We start from the raw sequence: 17,215 nt of genomic DNA on the forward strand, positions 1-17,215 counted from the left end.
GTCAACAGGAGGGCGTAGTTCTGGGTTCGTTGGATATGGCTGAGCCACTTAGCACTGCCTCGTCGCCGGCGCTGGCTACGACTGCGGCTGGCGCGGAGCCTGCGAGCTGTCGTGTCCGACGTCGGTCGGGGTGCCGGCGGCCTCCGAAGCGAACTCGGTTTCAGCGGGGAGCCGTTGAGGCATCCGCCTCGAGGCGGCGGTGATGAGCAGGGCGACGGCGATGGCCGTGGCGATGCCGGTACGGAGGGAGGTGGCCTCGGCGACGAAACCGATGAGCACGGGGCCGACCAGCAGCCCTGCGTAACCGATCGCGGACACTTGGGCGATGGCGGCGTCCGAGCGGCCGGGGGCGAGCGTGCCGGCCAAGGACATGCACAGGGGAACTACGACACAGACGGCCAGCCCTGTGAGGCCGAAACCGGCGATGGCCCAGACGGCGGAGGGAGCGAGAACCACGAGGAGAACGCCCAGCGCGGTCGTGGTGCCGGCGACCGCGAGGATTGACCGGCTGCCGTAGCGCAGGCGCAGCCGGTCGCCGAAGAGCCGCCCGGAGAAAGTGGCCAGTTCGTATGCCGGGTAGGCGATGGCGGCGACGGCCTCCGTGGTGCGCAGGTCGCGTGCGAGGAAGAGGCCGCTCCAGTCGGCCACCAGTCCTTCGATGAGGAGCGCCAGGAAGGCCACGGCACCGATCACGTAGACAACGCCGGGAAGGTTGCGGCGTTGTGCGGCCTCCTCCTCTTCTACCGGCTCGTCGAGGTAGGTCCAGCCCACCGTGAGGGCGAGCGGAAAGGCGACGGCCGCGACGCCCAGCACCGAGGCGGTGTAGGAGACGTCCAGGGCGGCGAGCAGAACGGCAAGGAGTCCGCCGGCCACCGCACCGGCGCTCCATCCGGCGTGGAACCCGTTCATCAGGGGGCGTCCGGCGCGACGTTCGACCAGACTGCCCTGGGCGTTCATCATGGCCTCGGCCATGCCGGAGGCGACCCCGAAGCCGGCGGCTGCCGCGAGCAGCAGCGGAAATGAGGAGCTGAGGGCGATGAGCCCGACGGCGACGGTGATCAGCGGAGTGCCGACTCGCAGCAACAGCCGGTTTCCCAGGGCGGCGACGATCCAGCGCATGCACTGCATGGTCACCGTGGCCGCGACACCCCAGGAAAGGATGACCAGCCCCACGTCGGCGGTGTCCAGGCCAAGTTTGGCGGCGAGCCCAGGCAGCCTGGCCGCCAGGATGCCATTCACCACACCGACGAGGGCGAAAGTGGCGACGACTCCTCTGTGGGCACGCCGCAGGGTGCTTTCCGGGCAACTCTGCATGATCCGTCTTCCTCGAGTTCCTGCCGGGCACCTCGGGCCGGCACGGCAGGATTCCTTCTTGATCAGAATTGTGCCGGAAGACTTGCGCTCATTGGTAGATCATCTCGCAATATCTTCTTGCCGAACAGGCGTGGGGAGTTGAGACTTGTACGGCTCCCACCAGCGGCGACAACCGCCTAGCACATCCCATATCCCCGCATCCCCACGATCCAGCCGACATCGCGGCGGCCCGAACCAAGGGCTGCCGCGCGAGTGAAGGACGAAGGCTTGATCTCCCAACTGCACGACCCCGCGTCGCGGGGCTTCGCGAGCGACAACTACGCCGGAATGCACCCGGACATCCTGGCCGCCCTCGCCACCGCCAACGAGGGGCACCAGGCGGCGTACGGGGACGACGTCTACACCGACCGGCTCCAGCAGCTCTTCCGTGAGCAGTTCGGTAACCGTGCGAGCGTCTACCCCGTTCTCAATGGCACCGGCGCCAACGTGGTGGGCCTCCAGGCGATGAGCGAGCCTTGGGGAGCCGTCATCTGTGCCGAGAGCGCTCATGTCAACACCGACGAATGCGGAGCCCCGGAGCGGGTCGCCCACGTCAAACTGCTCACCGTGCCGACTCCGGACGGCAAGCTGACGCCCGCGCTGATCGACCGGCAGGCGTGGGGGCGGGGCGACGTACACCGTGCACAGCCGACCGTCGTGGCGATCACTCAGCCCACGGAACTCGGCACCCTGTACACGACGCAGGAGATCGCCGCGATCTGTGCCCACGCCCACGAGCACGGTATGCGCGTGTACCTCGACGGCGCGCGCCTGGCCCAGGCGGCAGCGGCACGCACCCTCACCACCGACGCCGGGGTGGACGTCCTCTCCTTCGGAGGCACCAAGAACGGCCTGCTGCTCGGCGAGGCCCTGGTCGTACTGGATCCGGACGCCGTACGCGGGCCGGCCTTCCTGCGCAAGGCCGCGACGCAGCTGGCGTCCAAGATGCGCTTCATCTCGGCGCAGTTCATCGCCCTCATGGAGTCCGGGCTCTGGCTGGCCAACGCACGCCAGGCCAACGACATGGCGCGGCGCCTGGCCGAGGCGGTGAGCGGGCTTGCGGACGTACCGATCGTCCAACCGGTGCAGACCAACGCGGTCTTCGCCATCCTGCCCCCGGACGTGACCACCCGCCTGCAGAAACGAGGTGACTGAGTACTTCCGGAGCGGCCGGACGCTGCCGCCGCTTCCTCCGGACACGAAGACGCCCACCGACCTGGCCGTATGGCAGGAATCGCCGGCGGGGATCCGCAAACGCGATCGGACCCTGGGCCACGTGGCATCGCTCTTCCGTGACCGGACGCCCCTCGCGCTGCCTCACGCCGTGGCCAACCTGCCCGAGGGGGCGGCGTACCGACAGGCGGCCCTCCGCTCGCGCGCCGCCCACTACGCGGTCACCCGCATCGCGAACAGCACCGGCACGAGCGCCGCAGCCGTCATCGTCGGCGCGACGGCCCTGCTGCTGCGGGATCTCACCGGAAGCCACCACGTCGACCTCCATCTGACGAGTTCGCAGCGGTTCAGCCGCGAGAGCCGCTCCATGGTGGCGACCCTCATGCAGGAGACGTACTTCTCGGTGGACCTCGCAGACGCCGATCTGCCACAGGCGGTAAAAGGTCCTGGCTGTCCGCCATCACCGCCTTCCAGAATTCTGGATGCGACGCCGACAGCATGAACCGGCTGCTCACCGAGCTGGGCGGCGGCGCGGACACACCCCTGTGGTTCCCCTACTGCATCAACGACAGGCGCACCCTGCCCGCGCACTGGCAACCGGCTACGCTGGGATCCACTGCATCACACAACAGCTCCCGGCCCGGCGCTCCCCGCGGGGCTGAGCGCCACGGGCCGGGCCAACCTTGAACTCTTCGTCGAACCTGGGGAGCTGCGTCCGGGGATACCGCTCCTTCTTGCGGATTTCCTGCGGTGTCGCCTCGTGCGGCACCTTGGCCTTCCACTCCGGGATTGTTACTGTAGAGGGAAGTCCCGGCCCCGGATGACAATCACCAAGCTGTGTACGGCTTCACCGCGATGGAAATCGGTCCGCGTTTCCGCCTCGTAGCCCCGCCGCTCGGCCTCGGCCGAGACCGCGTGCAGGGTCCGCAGAGCCCGGTCGGCCTGCGCACGCGACACGAACACAGGAATGACCGCGGGCTTGTCACGAGTGTCGACCACCGTCTGCGACCTGCCCCACGCAGCGCGCGTCGCACGGACAAGGCGATGCGGGCGGCTCAGCGTGTCGGTACGTTGATGGTCGGCAACGGCACGGGTTGAGCAGCCCTCTCGGCACCCTCATCGACCAGTGTGAAGACGCGAACGCCCCGCTGTCGACCCAGCGCAGCTTGTGGCCGCGTCGGCACATGGTTATGGCGGAGGGCGTCGTAGTAAGCGGCCCTCCGCCTGCCACGAGTCTGTGGGCCGGGATCGGACACGGTGATCGCGCTTCGAGCTGGGGTGCGGGTTCACCGAGACCGCGGGGCACCTTCTGCCGGGGGAGACTCACCCTTGAATCGACGGCAAACCCAGTGACTTCGGCGCCCACCCGACAGCCCGCACCGGTGGTGCGGGCTGTCGGGTGCGGGCTGCCGGGCTGTCAGCGCCTTGTTCGGTAGTGAGGGAGCGGGGTGGTGGTGTCACCCCCTGTGCAGGGCTGCCAGTCTGTCCCCGAAGGGCGTGACGTCCTCGAACTCGTCGGCCGTCGCGCGCTTGTGGCCGCGGTCCCCGGAGAGCTGGTCGGCGAGCTCCCCGGCGGCGCGCTCGATGCGGGACACGAGACCGTCGGTGTTTCCCCAGTCCTCGGACGCCGCGTAAACGGCGGTCGGGACGACGAGTGCGCGCAGGTACGCGAAGAGCGGGCGCAGCGCGTGTTCCAGGGCGAGGGAGTGTCGGGCGGTGCCGCCGGTCGCGGCGATGATGACCGGCGTCGCGGTCAGGGCCTCCTTGTCGAGGATGTCGAAGAACGACTTGAACAGTCCGCTGTAGGACGCGGTGAAGACCGGCGTCACGGCTATCACGCCGTCGGCCCGGGCGACCGCGTCCAGGGCGTCCCGTAGTCGTCCGACTGGGAAGCCGGTGGTCATGGCGGTGGCGATGTCGACGGCGAGGTCGCGCAGTTCGACCGTCTCCACCTCCGCTGCCACGCCCCGGTCGGCGAGGAGTCGTTTCGCCGCCTCGGTCAGGCGGTCGGTCAGCAGACGGGTCGAGGAGGGCCGGCTCAAGCCGGCGGTGACTGCGACCAGTCGCAGCGTGCTCATGGTGGGTCCGCTTTCCTGGGGTGAGGGGCTGGTGGTCATGGTGCGACGGGTGTCTTGGCGTCGCGCGCCGCGACGAGGGAAACGTGCGTGGGCGCGTCCGGGACGCCGGCGGCCCGGCCGATCGCGAACTCCTTGCGCAGGACCGGTACGACGTGCTCGCCGAGGAGGTCGATCTGCTCCAGCACGGTCTTCAGCGGAAGGCCCGCGTGGTCCACGAGGAAGAGCTGGCGCTGGTAGTCACCCGCATAGTCGCGGAACGACAGTGTCCGCTCGATGACCTGCTGGGGCGAGCCGACGGTGAGCGGCGTCTCGCGGGAGAAGTCCTCCAGCGACGGGCCGTTGCCGTAGACCGGGGCGCGGTTGAAGTACGGGCGGAATTCGCGGATCGCGTCCTGGCTGTTGGCGCGCATGAACACATGGCCGCCCAGGCCGACGATTGCCTGTTCCTCGGTGCCGTGGCCGTAGTGGGCGTAGCGGCGCCGGTAGAGCCGGACCATCTTCTGGGTGTGCTCCTTGGGCCAGAAGATGTTGTTGTGGAAGAACCCGTCGCCGTAGAACGCGGCCTGTTCGGCGATCTCCGGGGAGCGGATCGAGCCGTGCCAGACGAAGGGGGCGATTTCGTCCAGCGGGCGCGGAGTCGAGGTGAACGACTGGAGCGGCGTGCGGAACTTGCCCTCCCAGTCCACCGATTCCCGGCGCCACAGTTGGTGCAGCAGCTCGTAGTTCTCCAGCGCCAGGTCGACGCCGTCCCGGATGTCCTTGCCGAACCACGGGTAGACCGGTCCGGTGTTGCCGCGCCCCATCATCAGGTCCACGCGGCCGTCGGCCAGGTGCTGAAGCATCGCGTAGTCCTCGGCGATCTTCACCGGGTCGTTGGTGGTGATCAGGGTCGTGGACGTCGACAGCAGGAGCTTCTGGGTCCTGGCGGCGATCCATCCGAGCATCGTGGTCGGCGAGGAGGGGACGAACGGCGGGTTGTGGTGCTCACCGGTGGCGAACACGTCGAGGCCGGCCTGCTCCGCGTGGAGGGCGATGGTGACCATGGCCTTGATGCGGTCGTGCTCCGTGTCCGTCTTCCCGGTCGTGGGGTCCTCGGTCAGGTCGCCCACGGTGAAGATGCCGAACTGCATCCCGCTCATGCTTCCCACTCCTATAGTAGTTGAATCTTGAATCACGTGTCTCAACCGAGGACCCCACGCCTGAATTCCCGCGGTCAGGAGATGGTGAACAGCTCGTCCTGCCGGTCGACGTACGGCTGGAACAGCGCCGCCGGCCAGTTGGGATCGATGTCCGAGATCCGGTCGATGACCTTCCACACGCCCGCACGCCGCTCGAACCGGTCCTGGTAGGTGCCGGTCGACACCACTCCCTGGTTGCCTTCCTTCCAGTTGACGCGCCAGCGCCAGGACACGACGGCCGTGTCGCCCCCGCCGTCGATCTCGAACCAGCCGACGTCGTGGAACCACTTGTCCAGCGGGAACACGCTGTGTGCGTAGTCGTAGAGGCTCTTGAGCCCCTCGGGTCCGGTGAAGGTCTGCGTCCGCAGGTCGTGGACGGTGAACGTGGCCTCCGGCCAGTAGAGGTCCACGTACTTGTCGGCCGACGCACGGCTCGCGTCGTTGTCGATGTAGCGCTGGTGACGCACGAGCTGCTCGAAGATCTCGAACCGGTCAACAGCGGTGAGGGGCGAGAGAACGCCGAGCGCCTCGGTCCGGTTCACCGCCTTGCCCAGCGCACCGAACTCGTGGAGATCGCCGAAGACCTCGATGCGGATCGACTGGTCGAGGCCGCCGATCCGGACGGGGTCGAAACCGGCCGCGGTGATCAGCTGGGCGACCACCTCGCCCGCGGCCGCGTCATCGGCCGCGTAGAACCCGACTGCGGGCTCCGGGGCCCTGCGGGACGCGGCGGACAGGGTGTCGGCGGACAGCGTGCCGAATGCCTTGACGAGGGTGGCGCCCGCGGGGACGAGGCCGGCCAGGAGCAGGCCGGAGGACTCCTCGGCGCCGATCGTCTTGACGAAGCCGCCGTTGCCGTCCGGGGCGATCGGGTTGGAGGGGTCCACCAGGATCTTGCCCGACAGCCTGTCGCCGTACTGGGCGAGAAGCTCCTTCGCCGCGTCGAGCCAGACGGCGAGGACGATCACGTCCGCCATCTCGACGGCCTGGTCGACCGTCACCGCCGTCGCGTGGTCCCCCAGCGGGTCGGCGAGGGACTTCGCGCTTTCGAGATCGCGGCCGGCGAGCAGCACATCCACGCCGCCTGCGACCAGGTCGGCCGCCAGACGACCGCCGATATTTCCGGTCCCGATAATTGCCGTGGTAGTTGCCGTGCTGGTTGCCGTGGTCATGGAATTCTCCTTCTACTGCTGAGTGAGGGGGGCGCCGGGGCTGAGCCAGCGGCGCAGGGTCCGGGTGACGGCGGGCATCGCGACGTACGTCATCAGCACGCTGAACAGCGCGGCGAAGACGGCCGTCCGTGCCACCTGGGGCAACGCCGTCAGATGGGGTGTGAGGAACGCGCTGCCGAGCAGGGAGACCGGGAAGATCCCGAGGGCGGAACTCACCGCCATCTTCCAGCGCGGCGGGGCGGCGGACACGCTCCCCGGATGGGTGAACCAGCCCTCCAGGCCGGTCAGTTCACGTCGCGCGACCTCGGTGTGGCGGTGCCCCTCGTGAGGGGCGAAGAACTTCGCACGCTGTGGGGAATCGATCCATCCATGGAGCGTCTCGTGGTCGCGGAAGCGGTGTACGAAGATCCACGCAGCGCCATCCTCGGCCGGGTGGAAGAGGCCGCCGCCCAGGTTGCCGGGGGCGGCGGCAGCCGCGGCCAGAATGCCCCGCGCCCACTGCTGGAACGCCGCTTCGTGGCCCGGCTCGACCACGCGCGCCGCGATCAGTGCCACGTCGGCGCGCCCGGCGAGAACGGAACCGCGGGAGCTCTCGGACATGGGGTGCGCCTCGTCAGGCACGCGGCGCGGCGTGGACGTAGTGCTTGGTCTCCTGGAACTCCTCCAGGCCGCGCATCCCGTTCAGCCGGCCCGTGCCGGACTGCTTGAAGCCGCCCTCCTCGAACATGTCGTGGACGATGGCCCAGGTGTTGGTCCACACCGTGCCGGCCTGGATCTCGCGCCCGACGCGCAGCGGACGGTCGACGTCGCGGGTCCAGACGGACGCGGCCAGGCCGAACTCGGTGGCGTTGGCGCGGGCGACCGCCTCGGCCTCGGTCTCGAAGACCTCGAAGGTGGCGACCGGGCCGAACACCTCCAGCTGCACGATCGGCGAGTTGACGTCCTCGACCTCGATCAGCGACGGGTGCAGGAACGCGCCGTCGCGCTTGCCCTGGACGAGCAGCTTCGCGTACGCGGCCGCGTCCGCGACGACGCCCTCGACGCGCCGGGCGTTGCGCTCGTCGATCAACGGGCCCATCTCGCTCGCCGGATCGTCGCCGGGGCCGACCTTGACGGCCTCCAGCGAGGCGGTCATCCGGCGGCGGAACTCGTCCGCGATGCCGCTCTGGACCAGGACGCGGCTGCCGGTCATGCAGAACTGGCCGGTGAAGGTGGTGATGGCCTTGGTGAGGACAGGTACGGCGACGTCCAGGTCCGCGTCGTCGAAGACGATCATCGGGCTCTTGCCGCCGAGCTCCAGGGAGAGCGCCTTGAGCGTGGGCGCGGCGCTCGCCGCGATCATGCGGCCGACCACGGTGGAGCCGGTGTAGCTGATGACGTCCACGTCCGGAGAGGCGATGAGCAGCGGGGCGCCGTCGTTGCCCGACTCGGTGAAAATGTTCATCACGCCGGCCGGGAGGCTCTTGGTCTGCGCGATCAGTTCGCTGAGCAGGCCGTTGACCAGGCCGGTCTGGCCCGGGAGCTTCATGGCGACGGTGCAGCCTGCGGCCAGGGCCGGGGCGAAGGAGCGGACGGCCAGGACGACCGGGGAGTTCCACGGTGCGATGACGGCGGCGACGCCCGCGCCTTCACGGAGCGTCATGGAGTAGAGGCCGGGGCGGACCTCGCCCGAGCTGCCGTGGTCGCTCAGGGCCAGTGCCGCGTAGTACCGCAGCTTGGGAACGGTGAGGTCGATCTCGAAGGCCGCCTCAGCGAGGATCTTGCCGTTCTCTTGGGCGAGCAGGGTGACGAACTCGTCGCGCCGCGCCTCAAGGTGGTCGGCCATCTCGAACAGTGCCCGGGCGCGCAGGTTGCGGTCACGCGCCCAGTCGGTGGTGTCGAAGGCGCGGCGGGCGGCGGCTATCGCGGCCGTCGCCTCCTCGGCTCCAGCGTCGGCGAAGGTGCCGAGGACCTTGCCGGTGGAGGGGTTGAGCGACTCGGTCTTCTTGGCGGAGTCGACCCACTGGCCGTTGATGAAGTTGCGGGCGTGCTGCATTGCGGTAGGTCCTTAAGTGGGTGGAAAGCAGGAGCTGGTATGGGCGGATACGGGGGGATCAGATCTGGCGGGCGATGTGCTCGGCTGCCGCGATGACGGTGAGGTTGGTGGCGGCCGACGGGACGTCCGGGAAGATCGAGGCGTCGACCACGCGCAGTCCGGGCACCCCACGCACCGCGCCGAGCCGGTCGGTCACGGCCGTCGGGTCGTCGTCCGCGCCCATCGGGGCGGTGGAGGTGGGGTGGTGGTAGGTGTCCAGGGTGGCGAGCATCGAGGCCTCTATCTCGGCGTCGCTCTGCGCCTGCGGGCCCGGGCTGAGCTCACGCTCGATCAGACCGGCCAGCGGCCGGGTGGCGCCGAGCCGGCGGGCGAGCTTGATGCCCTCGGTCAGCCGGCGGCGGTCGCCCGGCTCGGCGAGGAAGTTGAGGTCGATGCGGGGCGGGTCCTGCGGGTCCCGGCTGACCAGGGTCAAGGTGCCCTGCGACTCGGGGTGCACCAGGGCGACCGCGAGGACGAAGCCGACACCGGTGGGGCTGGTGCTGTGGTCGAAGAGGTGGGTGGCGGTGATGTGCAGGTCCAGCTCGCCCTCGGCGGCCTCGGAGCTGGCGGTCCACACCTTCGCGCCGATCACCGGGGTCTGCTCGCCCACCCGGTCGGGGACGGCGGCGTACGCGTTGTAGTAGAAGGGGTGGTCCTGGAGCCGCAGCCCGACGGGCAGGTCGGCGACGACCGGGATGTTCAGGGCTTCGAGGTCCTCGGCCGGGCCGATCCCCGAACGCAGCAGGATCGCCGCACTGCCGTAGGCGCCCGCACTGAGGATCACTTCACCCGCCGGGACCACGGTGCCGTCCGCGAGGACCACACCAACGGGCCGCCCGTTCTCGAAGGACACGCGGTCGACAAGGACTTCGGCGCGGATGGTCAGGTTGGGCCGGGCGCGGACCGCCTCGGTCAGGTAGGCCATGCCGGTGTTGACACGTACGCCGTCCCGCACATTCATCGGGTACGGGCCGACGCCCTCCGGGTCGGCGCCGTTGAAGTCGTCCACCGGGCGGATACCGTCCGCGAGGGCCGCGTCCACGAAGGCGCGCTCCATGGGGCTGATGTCCTCGCGTGTGAGCTGGACGACGGGGAGCGGGCCGCTGCGGCCGTGCAGGTCGTCGCCACCTGCCCCGGTGGACTCCAGCGCTTTGAACGCGGGCAGGAGGTCCTCGTACGACCAGCCCTTGAGCCCGCGTTCGGACCAGCGGACGAAGTCGGAGGGGAGGGCGCGGACGGCGACCGAGCCATTGACGGCCGAGCTGCCGCCGAGCACCTTGCCCCGGTACGCGGCGACGGGGTGGCCGATGTGACCGGGCTCCGAGAGGTAGCCCCAGTCGTGGCCGGTGTATCCGCCCAGGACGCTGCTGCTCGCGACCTCGTCGGGGTACGCGTCCGGCTCGTACGCAGGGCCCGCTTCCAGGAGCAGTACCTGGCGGTCGGGGTCCTCGCTGAGGCGGGCGGCGAGCACGGCCCCGGCCGAGCCGCCCCCTACGACGAGGGTGGGGAGGGACACGGTGTCGTGCTGCGGGTTGTTGTTCATGGGGACCACGCTAGGAAGTTCCGACCGGCTTGGAATCGGTCACCGTATGGGTCATTGCCCAGGTCACCGGCCCCCCGGCGCCCCGAAGGTCAGCCCAGCAGCCGCAGTCCGTTGTCGAAGTCCACCCGGGCCAGCTCCGCGCGCGCCACGATTCCCAGCTTCGGGAAGACGTTGGACAGGTGGTGGCCCACCGTCCGGGGACTGATCAGGAGCTGGGCGGCGACCTCGCGGTTGGTGAGGCCGTTGGCGGCGAGCTTGGCCACCCGCAGCTCCTGCGGGGTCAGGAGGGGCTCCTCGCTGCTCCCGTACGACTCGGTGCGGCGCAGTCGCTGGCCCGTCAACTCCTGTTCGTGCATGCTCCGTTCGAGCAGCGGCGTGGCGCCGAGCCGTTGGAAGGTCTCCGCCGCCTCGGCCAGCTGCACCCGGGCGTCGGTCCGTCGGCGGGCCCGCCGCAGCCACTCGCCGTAGAGGAGTCGCGTACGCGCGTGGGCGAAGGGATGCTCCGCCGCGCCCGGAACCGACAGGGCCCCCAGGAACAGCTCCTCCGCGCCCTCGTCCGCCAGCAGCGCCTCGCTGCGCAGCGCCGCCGCCACGGCCCAGGCCGCCCCGGTGTGCTCCGCCCACTCCTTCAGGCACCGCAGCGCGGTCGCTCCACCCTCGGGACGGCCCGCGCTGCTCGCGGCCTCCACCGTGTCGGCCGCCGCGAGCAGTGCGAACGTGGCGTGCGCCGCCCGGTGCCCGGGCTCGGCCAGCCGTACGAGAACCTCCAGGGCCTCCTGCGCGCGCCCGGCGAACAGGGCTGCCATGCCCCGGTTCCAGTAGGCGGCGGCCGTCAGCGCGCGCACCCCGCGCGGTACCGACAGTTCCACGCGTTCTGGCGGTGAGTTCGGCGACCGTGCGCTCGTCGCCCCGCAGGGCGGCGAGCCAGGCGAGGGTGTTGCGGCACTGCGAGGCCGCATGGTCGGCGCTGATCTCCTCGGCCACCCGCAGGGTGTCCGCCGCGTTGGCCGCCGCCTCCGTCCACCGCCCGCGCACGATGTCGATCGTCGCCGTCTGCGGCACGGTCAGCACCAGGGGGCTGACCGCTCCCGTCCGGCGCAGCACCTCCAGCTCGCGTTGGTACGCCTGGGCCAACGGCTGCTCCACGCCCCACGCCACGGCCAGCGGCGCGGGCGGGATCAGCCGCCAGGACGCGCTGCCGAGCCGGGCGAAGGCCTCGTCCGCGAGGGGCATCGTGCCCGTGCCGGGCCCGCTGCCCCACCACTGCTTGATCATGGGAAGGAGCGCGGCTTCGGCGAAGTCGGCGTCGACCGCCAGCTCCTCCAGCCGGTGCAGCGCCTCGGCCTGTCGTTCGGCGGACCCGCCGGACCAGCCGGCCCGTACCGCCAGGCACGCCAGCTGCACGGCCTTCTCCGGCTCGGCCACCGATCGGGAGGCGTGCAGCAGCAGCCGGTGCGCCTGCTCCTGGTCCCCGTGCGCGAACTCGATGATTCCCCGCAGCCCTTCGCTCTCGCGGGCCACCGTCTCCCCGTCCGACAGCCGGTCCGCCCGGTCGAGCAGCTCGCGTGCCGTACCCACCTGCCCGTTCCGCCACGCGGCCAGCGCCCCCAGCGCGAGCCGCCGTGCCGCGTCCGCCGGTACGGGCGACAGCTCGGCCGCCCGGCGCAGCGCCCGCGCCGCCGACGCGTACCCGCCTCGTGTCCAGCCGTTTCGCGCGCTGTGTTCGAGGAGTGCGGCCACCTCCTCGTCGGCCGTGTCGGCTGCCGCCGCCAGATGCCAGGCCCGCAGGTCGCTGCCGTCCGCGCCGTGCAGGGCCCGCGCCAGTGCGCGGTGCACCGACTGCCGCCGCGTGAAAGGAGCTTCCTCGTACACGACGGCAGCGATCAGAGCGGTGCGGAACCGTATCCGTCCGTCCGCGACCTGGAGCAGCCCGGAACGAAGGGCCTCGTCCCAGGCCGCTGTGCCGGCCCCGAGCGTGGTCGCCGCCTCGCGCACCGTGTGGTGATCTCCCAGGTCCTCGGCTGCCGCGACCAGGAGCACCATCTGTGCGGAGGAGGAGAGCCGGGCGGTGCGAGCGCCGAAGGCGCGCCGCAGCCGGGGTCCGACGGGGATGCGCTCCACGGGCTCCCCCGTCTCCCCGCTCGGCTCGCCGGCGGCCGGCAGCTCGCGGAGCGCCAACGGATTTCCGGCGGCCAGCCGGACCGTGCGGTGCACGCTCTCCTCGTCCGCCCCTGACGTGTCATGACGTACGAGATCGCCCGCATCGGTGTCGGACAGCGGGGCGATCTCCAAGCCGGGCAGCAGTTCCCAGAGGCCGTCGGTCGCGGGGTCGCTGTGCCCGGTGAGCAGCAGCGCGACCGGCTCGGTGCGCAGTCTGCGGACGACGAAGGCCAGGCACTCGGCGGTCGGCTCGTCGAGCAGATCCGCATTGTCCACGGTGATGAGCACCGGTTTCTCGCAGGCGAGTTCGGAGAGCAGCGTGAGGGTGGCCACCCCGATGAGGAAGCGGTCCGTAGCCTCCCCGCTGTGCCCGAGCGCCCCGTGCAGCGCGGCCGCCTGCGGCGCGGGCAGCGCGTCGATCCGGTTCGCCGCCGGCCAGAGCAACTCGTGCAGCGCGGCGAAAGCCAGCCCGGACTCCATCCGGGTGCCACGGCAGCTCAGTACCGTGAAGTCGGCCGCGGCGGCGGTCGCGTACTCCAGCAACGCGGTCTTCCCGATGCCGGGGTCCCCCCAGAGCATCAACGCTGAACCCGTGCCCTTTCGCGCCCCGCGAAGGACGCCGTCGAGCTCCGTCTTTTCCTTGCCCCGACCAAAAAGAAACATTTCTCGCCATCCGTGCAACATCGTCCATGCAACATCATTCGTGTGCTTCTACGCGACCGATACGGTGACCGATGCGCTGGGCGGGGCCCTGTCCCTACGGTCGTTGTCATGAACAGCGATACGCGGGTCGAAGGCCCTCACCTTGTGGAACAACTGGCTGCGGCCACCGGTGCGGACCCCGGGCAGAGGCTGCTGCACGCCCGTGGCAACTGGGCGGAAGGTGAGTTCACCCCGTCCCCTCAGGCCGCCGAAATCAGCACGGCGGCGGTCTTCGCGGCACCCCGCACACCGGTGACGGCCCGCTTCTCCACCACGCTGGGCGGCTCCGGCGGGCACGACGGCGACCCTGGTGACCAGGGCCTCGCGATCCGCGCCGGAGACCTGGACCTCGTCACCTTTACCCTGCCGGTCTTCTTCGTCCGTACCGGACCGGACCTGATCGACTTCTTCCGGGCCGTCCGGTCCGACGACCCGGCGGCCTTCCCCGCGTTCCTGCGTGGCCACCCGGAGGCCGCCACCGCGCTGGGCTTCGCCGAAAGGGCCCGGCCCGCCACGAGCTTCACCGGGGTGACGTACCACGCGGTGCACGCCTTCGGTCTGGTGGACGCGGCGGGCGCTACCCGCTGGGCACGGCTGAGCCTGCGGCCGCTGCGCCCGCTGCCGTCCCTGGACCCGGCACAGGCCTTGGCGATGCCGGGCGACTACCTCACACGGGACCTCGCCGACCGCCTGCCGGCCGGTTTCGAGCTGACGGCCCAGCTCCCGGGCCCGGCGGACGAGCTTCATGACCCGACCCGGCTGTGGACCGGCACGGAGACGACCCCGCTCGGAACCCTCACCCTCACCCGCCCCCAGGCCCCGTCCACCGAGCCGCCGTTCGACCCGCTGCGCCTGCCGCAGGGCATCACGGCCCCGCAGGACCAGTTGTCGAAGGACCGCAGCACGGCCTACGAGGCGGCGCGCCGACTCCGGGCAGCTTAGAGCCGCCCCGGCGGACCCCGTACGCCCCCCTGTGGCCGGTGGAGATCTCATGGATCTCCACCGGCCTTCGCCGTGTCGGCGGCCAGGGCGCGCTCACCGCGGCCTCGCGCGCGGCACATGGGCGGTGGACGAGGTGGCGAAGACGGTCGCCCAGATCAGGACTGCGCAGGCAAAGGCTGCTGTGGCGAACACCAGCGGGCGTGCCAGGGCGTCGTCGCGCGAGCCGGCCAGCAGGGCACCGACTGCGGCGAGGGCCAGCGGGACCAGGGCGCGCGGCCGGGAGGCTTCCAGCCGGGTGGCGGGCTTCAGGAGACGGACGGCGATGCCGTAGCAGGCGCAAGCAAGGAGGGTGGCGCCGAGCACGTCGCTGGGCCGGTGCCAGTAGAGCGACTGAACACCGCCCGCGATGACCGCGGTCCACAGGGCACCGACGGCGGCGACGTACGGGCGGGAGCGTCCGGGGGCGACGAGGGCGCAGCCGAGGGCCAGCGCGGCGGTGATGGCGACGTGACCGCTGGGGAAGCTCTGCGCGACCAGCGGTTGCGGTGCGTCGACGAGATCGGGGCGGACGAGGAGCACCTTGCTGAGGAATTCCGTGACGGCGAGCGTGAGCATCACCGCCGCGAGGGCCGCGCAGCCTTCCCGCCATCGTCGGCGCAGCGCGGCGATCACCGCGATCAGGGCCATGCCCCCGATGAGGGTCGCCCATTCGTCCGTGAAGGGCGGTGGACCCCAGGACTCGACCATCGCGGAGATTCGCGCACCGTCGGCATAGCCGCGCACAAGTGCGTTCTCCGCCGCCTGGCCGAGGCGTGTCCACACGGCGATGAGGTGGATGGCGGTGAACGCGATGAGGAACGCGGCCGGAGAGGCGTGGTCGAGGCTGAAGAGACGTCTCGCCCTCCGTGCGCGAGGGCTGGCAGCGGGTGGCTCAACGGGCGTGGCCCGGCTGTCGGCCGCGGTGTCGGCTGGGCTGCTCGGGGGACGGTCAGGCGTGGTGCGGCGGGCGGGTGGCGGCATGGCGATTTCCGTTTCGTCCGGCGGGGGTGCCGGCTGAGGGATCGACTCGTTCGGTGAGTCGGCGACGGCGGATCAAGGTGCGGTGGGTGGACCGCCGTTCATGAACGAGCCATCGAACGCGCCCACTCCGCGCGCTCGGCCATGACGGCGGCGCGGTTGTCGTACATCTGCGACAGGGACCGGTACCTCTCCTCGGGCACGAGCCGGTCGACGAACAGGGTGCCGTCGGTGTGGTCGGTCTCGTGCCGGAGGCAGCGGGCGAAGAGGCCGGTGCCGGACACGGTGACGGGGTTTCCCCGCCAGTCCTGGCCGCGCACGGTGACGCTCGCCGGCCGGATCAGCTCCCAGGCAGCGCCGGGGACGGACAGGCATCCCTCGCTGCGGGTGGTCTGGTACTCGCCGGTGACGTGGAGCTCGGGATTGAGGATGTGCCCGATGTGGCGCTCGCCCCGTTCACCGGGGCAGTCGTAGACGAACAGCCGGAGGTCGAGCCCGATTTGGTTGGCTGCGAGGCCGAGGCCGTGGGCCACGTGCATGGTGAAGAACATGTCCTTGAGGAGCTGGGACAGTTCCGCGGTGCCGAACTCGGCGATGTCGGCGCAGCGCCGGTGGACTACCGGGTTGCCGATCTCCGTGATCTCCCGGCAGCTCCCGCCTGCCGCCTCCGCGGGCCAAGGACGCTCGACGGGGGCGGTGGGGCGGTGTCCGGGACATGTGCGCAAGGCCTTTCGTGCCGGTGGTGGCGGCTGGAGTTCCCGTACGGGTTCTCGTACTGGCCGCACGGCCGCCCCTCGCCCGGCGTCCGCCACACGAGGTGGACGCCGGGCAAGGGTGCTGAGGTCCGGACTTTCGTTCAGCGGCCGAGGCCGTGGACTCAGCGGGTGGCCAGGTCCGCCTGCTTGATGATGCGGCTCACGGCGTCGGGGTTGCTGACCATAATGGCGTGGGAGCCTCGGACCTCGGTGATCCGGGCGCCGGCCCGCTTGGCCATGAAGCGTTCCAGGTTCGCGCCGATGGCATGGTCCTGAGTGGCGACCAGGGCCCAAGAGGGCAGCTTCTTCCAAGCGGCCTGCTTGGTCGGCTGACCGAACGCCTCCACGGAGATGGGACGCTGGGAGGCGGCCATGAGCGCGGCCTCCTCGGCGGGGACGTCGGCGGCGAAGGCCGAATGGAACTTCGCCGGGTCGAGGAAGACGTCGGTCCCGGTGGTCGCGTCGGGCCGCGTGTAGGTGAAGGTCTGCTGCGGCAGCGGCGGAATGGTGGAGTCCGGGTGCTGCTCCATCAGCGCGCCGAGAGCCTCGTCCTGTTCCGGGATGAAGGCGGCGATGTACACGAGGGCCTTGACGTCGGGCACGCCCGCAGCGGCGTTGGTGATGACGGCGCCGCCGTAGGAGTGGCCGACCACGATCTTCGGGCCCTTGACGGCCTTGAGCTGGCTGGAGATGTAGGCGGCGTCGTAGTCGAGGCCGCGCAGCGGGTTGGCCAGGGCCACCACCGGATATCCGGCGCGGCGCAGGCCAGTGACGGTGGCGTTCCAGCCCGAGGCGTCGGCGAAGGCGCCGTGGACCAGAACGACGGTCGGCTTGGCGCCGGCCTGTGCCGCGGCGCCCTGCTGCGGTGCTGCCGCTGCGGAGGGGGCGAGTACGCCCAGCGTGGCCGCCGCGGCGAGCGCTGTGGCGCGGAGGGCGGCGGGGCGCGGGGTCTTCGGGTGGGTCATGGAACTGCTCCGTAAGAGGTAGGGACGTTGAGATGGAGACGTGCGGGTGCACCTGGGTGCACCCCTGGGACCGGCCGTTGGGAGCGCCGAATTCCGCAGGCAT

Annotated in this window: 15 protein-coding genes and 1 pseudogene; 4 read left to right on the plus strand and 12 right to left on the minus strand. The window is 70.7% G+C overall.

The window, feature by feature from the left end; genetic code table 11:
- Positions 1-75: 75 nt before the first annotated feature.
- Positions 76-1,314, minus strand: a complete 1,239-nt coding sequence (locus tag QMK30_RS20310) for an MFS transporter (protein WP_283519707.1) — start codon at positions 1,312-1,314, stop codon at positions 76-78.
- Between the two features lie 267 nt (positions 1,315-1,581).
- On the opposite strand from QMK30_RS20310, the gene QMK30_RS20315 reads away from it, so the two are divergent.
- Together QMK30_RS20315 and QMK30_RS20320 are read left to right on the plus strand one after the other, a co-directional pair.
- Entirely contained in the window at positions 1,582-2,508 is a 927-nt protein-coding gene (locus QMK30_RS20315) for a threonine aldolase family protein (RefSeq protein ID WP_283519708.1), read from the plus strand.
- Positions 2,501-3,028: a hypothetical protein gene (locus QMK30_RS20320; protein WP_283519709.1), complete on the plus strand. Its 528-nt coding sequence runs from the start codon at positions 2,501-2,503 to the stop codon at positions 3,026-3,028. The genes QMK30_RS20315 and QMK30_RS20320 overlap by 8 nt, the downstream gene beginning before the upstream one ends.
- A gap of 955 nt (positions 3,029-3,983) precedes the next feature.
- On the opposite strand, the gene QMK30_RS20325 is transcribed toward QMK30_RS20320, so the two are convergent.
- From QMK30_RS20325 to QMK30_RS20355, 7 genes are all read right to left on the minus strand, one after another.
- Positions 3,984-4,604, minus strand: a complete 621-nt coding sequence (locus QMK30_RS20325; RefSeq protein WP_283519710.1) for an FMN reductase — start codon at positions 4,602-4,604, stop codon at positions 3,984-3,986.
- A gap of 35 nt (positions 4,605-4,639) precedes the next feature.
- A complete protein-coding gene (locus tag QMK30_RS20330; RefSeq protein ID WP_283519767.1) occupies positions 4,640-5,734 on the minus strand; it encodes an LLM class flavin-dependent oxidoreductase in 1,095 nt (364 codons plus the stop codon).
- Between the two features lie 83 nt (positions 5,735-5,817).
- Entirely contained in the window at positions 5,818-6,954 is a 1,137-nt protein-coding gene (locus QMK30_RS20335) for an NAD(P)-binding domain-containing protein (RefSeq protein WP_283519711.1), read from the minus strand.
- Between the two features lie 12 nt (positions 6,955-6,966).
- Positions 6,967-7,554, minus strand: a complete 588-nt coding sequence (locus QMK30_RS20340; protein WP_283519712.1) for an antibiotic biosynthesis monooxygenase — start codon at positions 7,552-7,554, stop codon at positions 6,967-6,969.
- Positions 7,555-7,567: 13 nt separating this feature from the next.
- A complete protein-coding gene (locus QMK30_RS20345; protein ID WP_283519713.1) occupies positions 7,568-8,989 on the minus strand; it encodes an aldehyde dehydrogenase family protein in 1,422 nt (473 codons plus the stop codon).
- A 58-nt stretch (positions 8,990-9,047) separates the two neighbouring features.
- Complete coding sequence (locus tag QMK30_RS20350) at positions 9,048-10,571, minus strand: GMC family oxidoreductase (protein ID WP_283519714.1); 1,524 nt, start codon at positions 10,569-10,571, stop codon at positions 9,048-9,050.
- An 89-nt stretch (positions 10,572-10,660) separates the two neighbouring features.
- Positions 10,661-11,440, minus strand: a complete 780-nt coding sequence (locus QMK30_RS20355; RefSeq protein ID WP_283519715.1) for a helix-turn-helix transcriptional regulator — start codon at positions 11,438-11,440, stop codon at positions 10,661-10,663.
- 88 nt (positions 11,441-11,528) lie between these two features.
- Between QMK30_RS20355 and QMK30_RS20360 the strand changes: the two genes are divergently transcribed.
- A complete protein-coding gene (locus QMK30_RS20360) occupies positions 11,529-12,806 on the plus strand; it encodes a hypothetical protein (protein WP_283519716.1) in 1,278 nt (425 codons plus the stop codon).
- A gap of 174 nt (positions 12,807-12,980) precedes the next feature.
- Here the strand turns inward: QMK30_RS20360 and QMK30_RS20365 are convergent.
- Positions 12,981-13,415: pseudogene (locus tag QMK30_RS20365) on the minus strand (AAA family ATPase); the annotation flags it as partial.
- Positions 13,416-13,502: 87 nt separating this feature from the next.
- Here QMK30_RS20365 and QMK30_RS20370 point away from each other — a divergent pair.
- Entirely contained in the window at positions 13,503-14,375 is an 873-nt protein-coding gene (locus QMK30_RS20370; protein WP_283519717.1) for a catalase, read from the plus strand.
- Positions 14,376-14,468: 93 nt separating this feature from the next.
- On the opposite strand, the gene QMK30_RS20375 is transcribed toward QMK30_RS20370, so the two are convergent.
- The 3 genes from QMK30_RS20375 to QMK30_RS20385 all read right to left on the minus strand — a co-directional run bounded on the left by QMK30_RS20375 (position 14,469) and on the right by QMK30_RS20385 (position 17,112).
- Positions 14,469-15,395, minus strand: coding sequence for a phosphatase PAP2 family protein (locus QMK30_RS20375; protein ID WP_283519718.1), 927 nt, complete (start codon positions 15,393-15,395; stop codon positions 14,469-14,471).
- A 98-nt stretch (positions 15,396-15,493) separates the two neighbouring features.
- On the minus strand, positions 15,494-16,117 hold the full coding sequence (def, locus tag QMK30_RS20380) for a peptide deformylase (RefSeq protein ID WP_283519719.1): 624 nt from the start codon (positions 16,115-16,117) through the stop codon (positions 15,494-15,496).
- Positions 16,118-16,269: 152 nt separating this feature from the next.
- Entirely contained in the window at positions 16,270-17,112 is an 843-nt protein-coding gene (locus QMK30_RS20385) for an alpha/beta fold hydrolase (protein WP_283519720.1), read from the minus strand.
- Positions 17,113-17,215: the final 103 nt, after the last annotated feature.

Source organism: Streptomyces sp. H27-C3 (assembly GCF_030063415.1).
Taxonomy (GTDB): domain Bacteria; phylum Actinomycetota; class Actinomycetes; order Streptomycetales; family Streptomycetaceae; genus Streptomyces.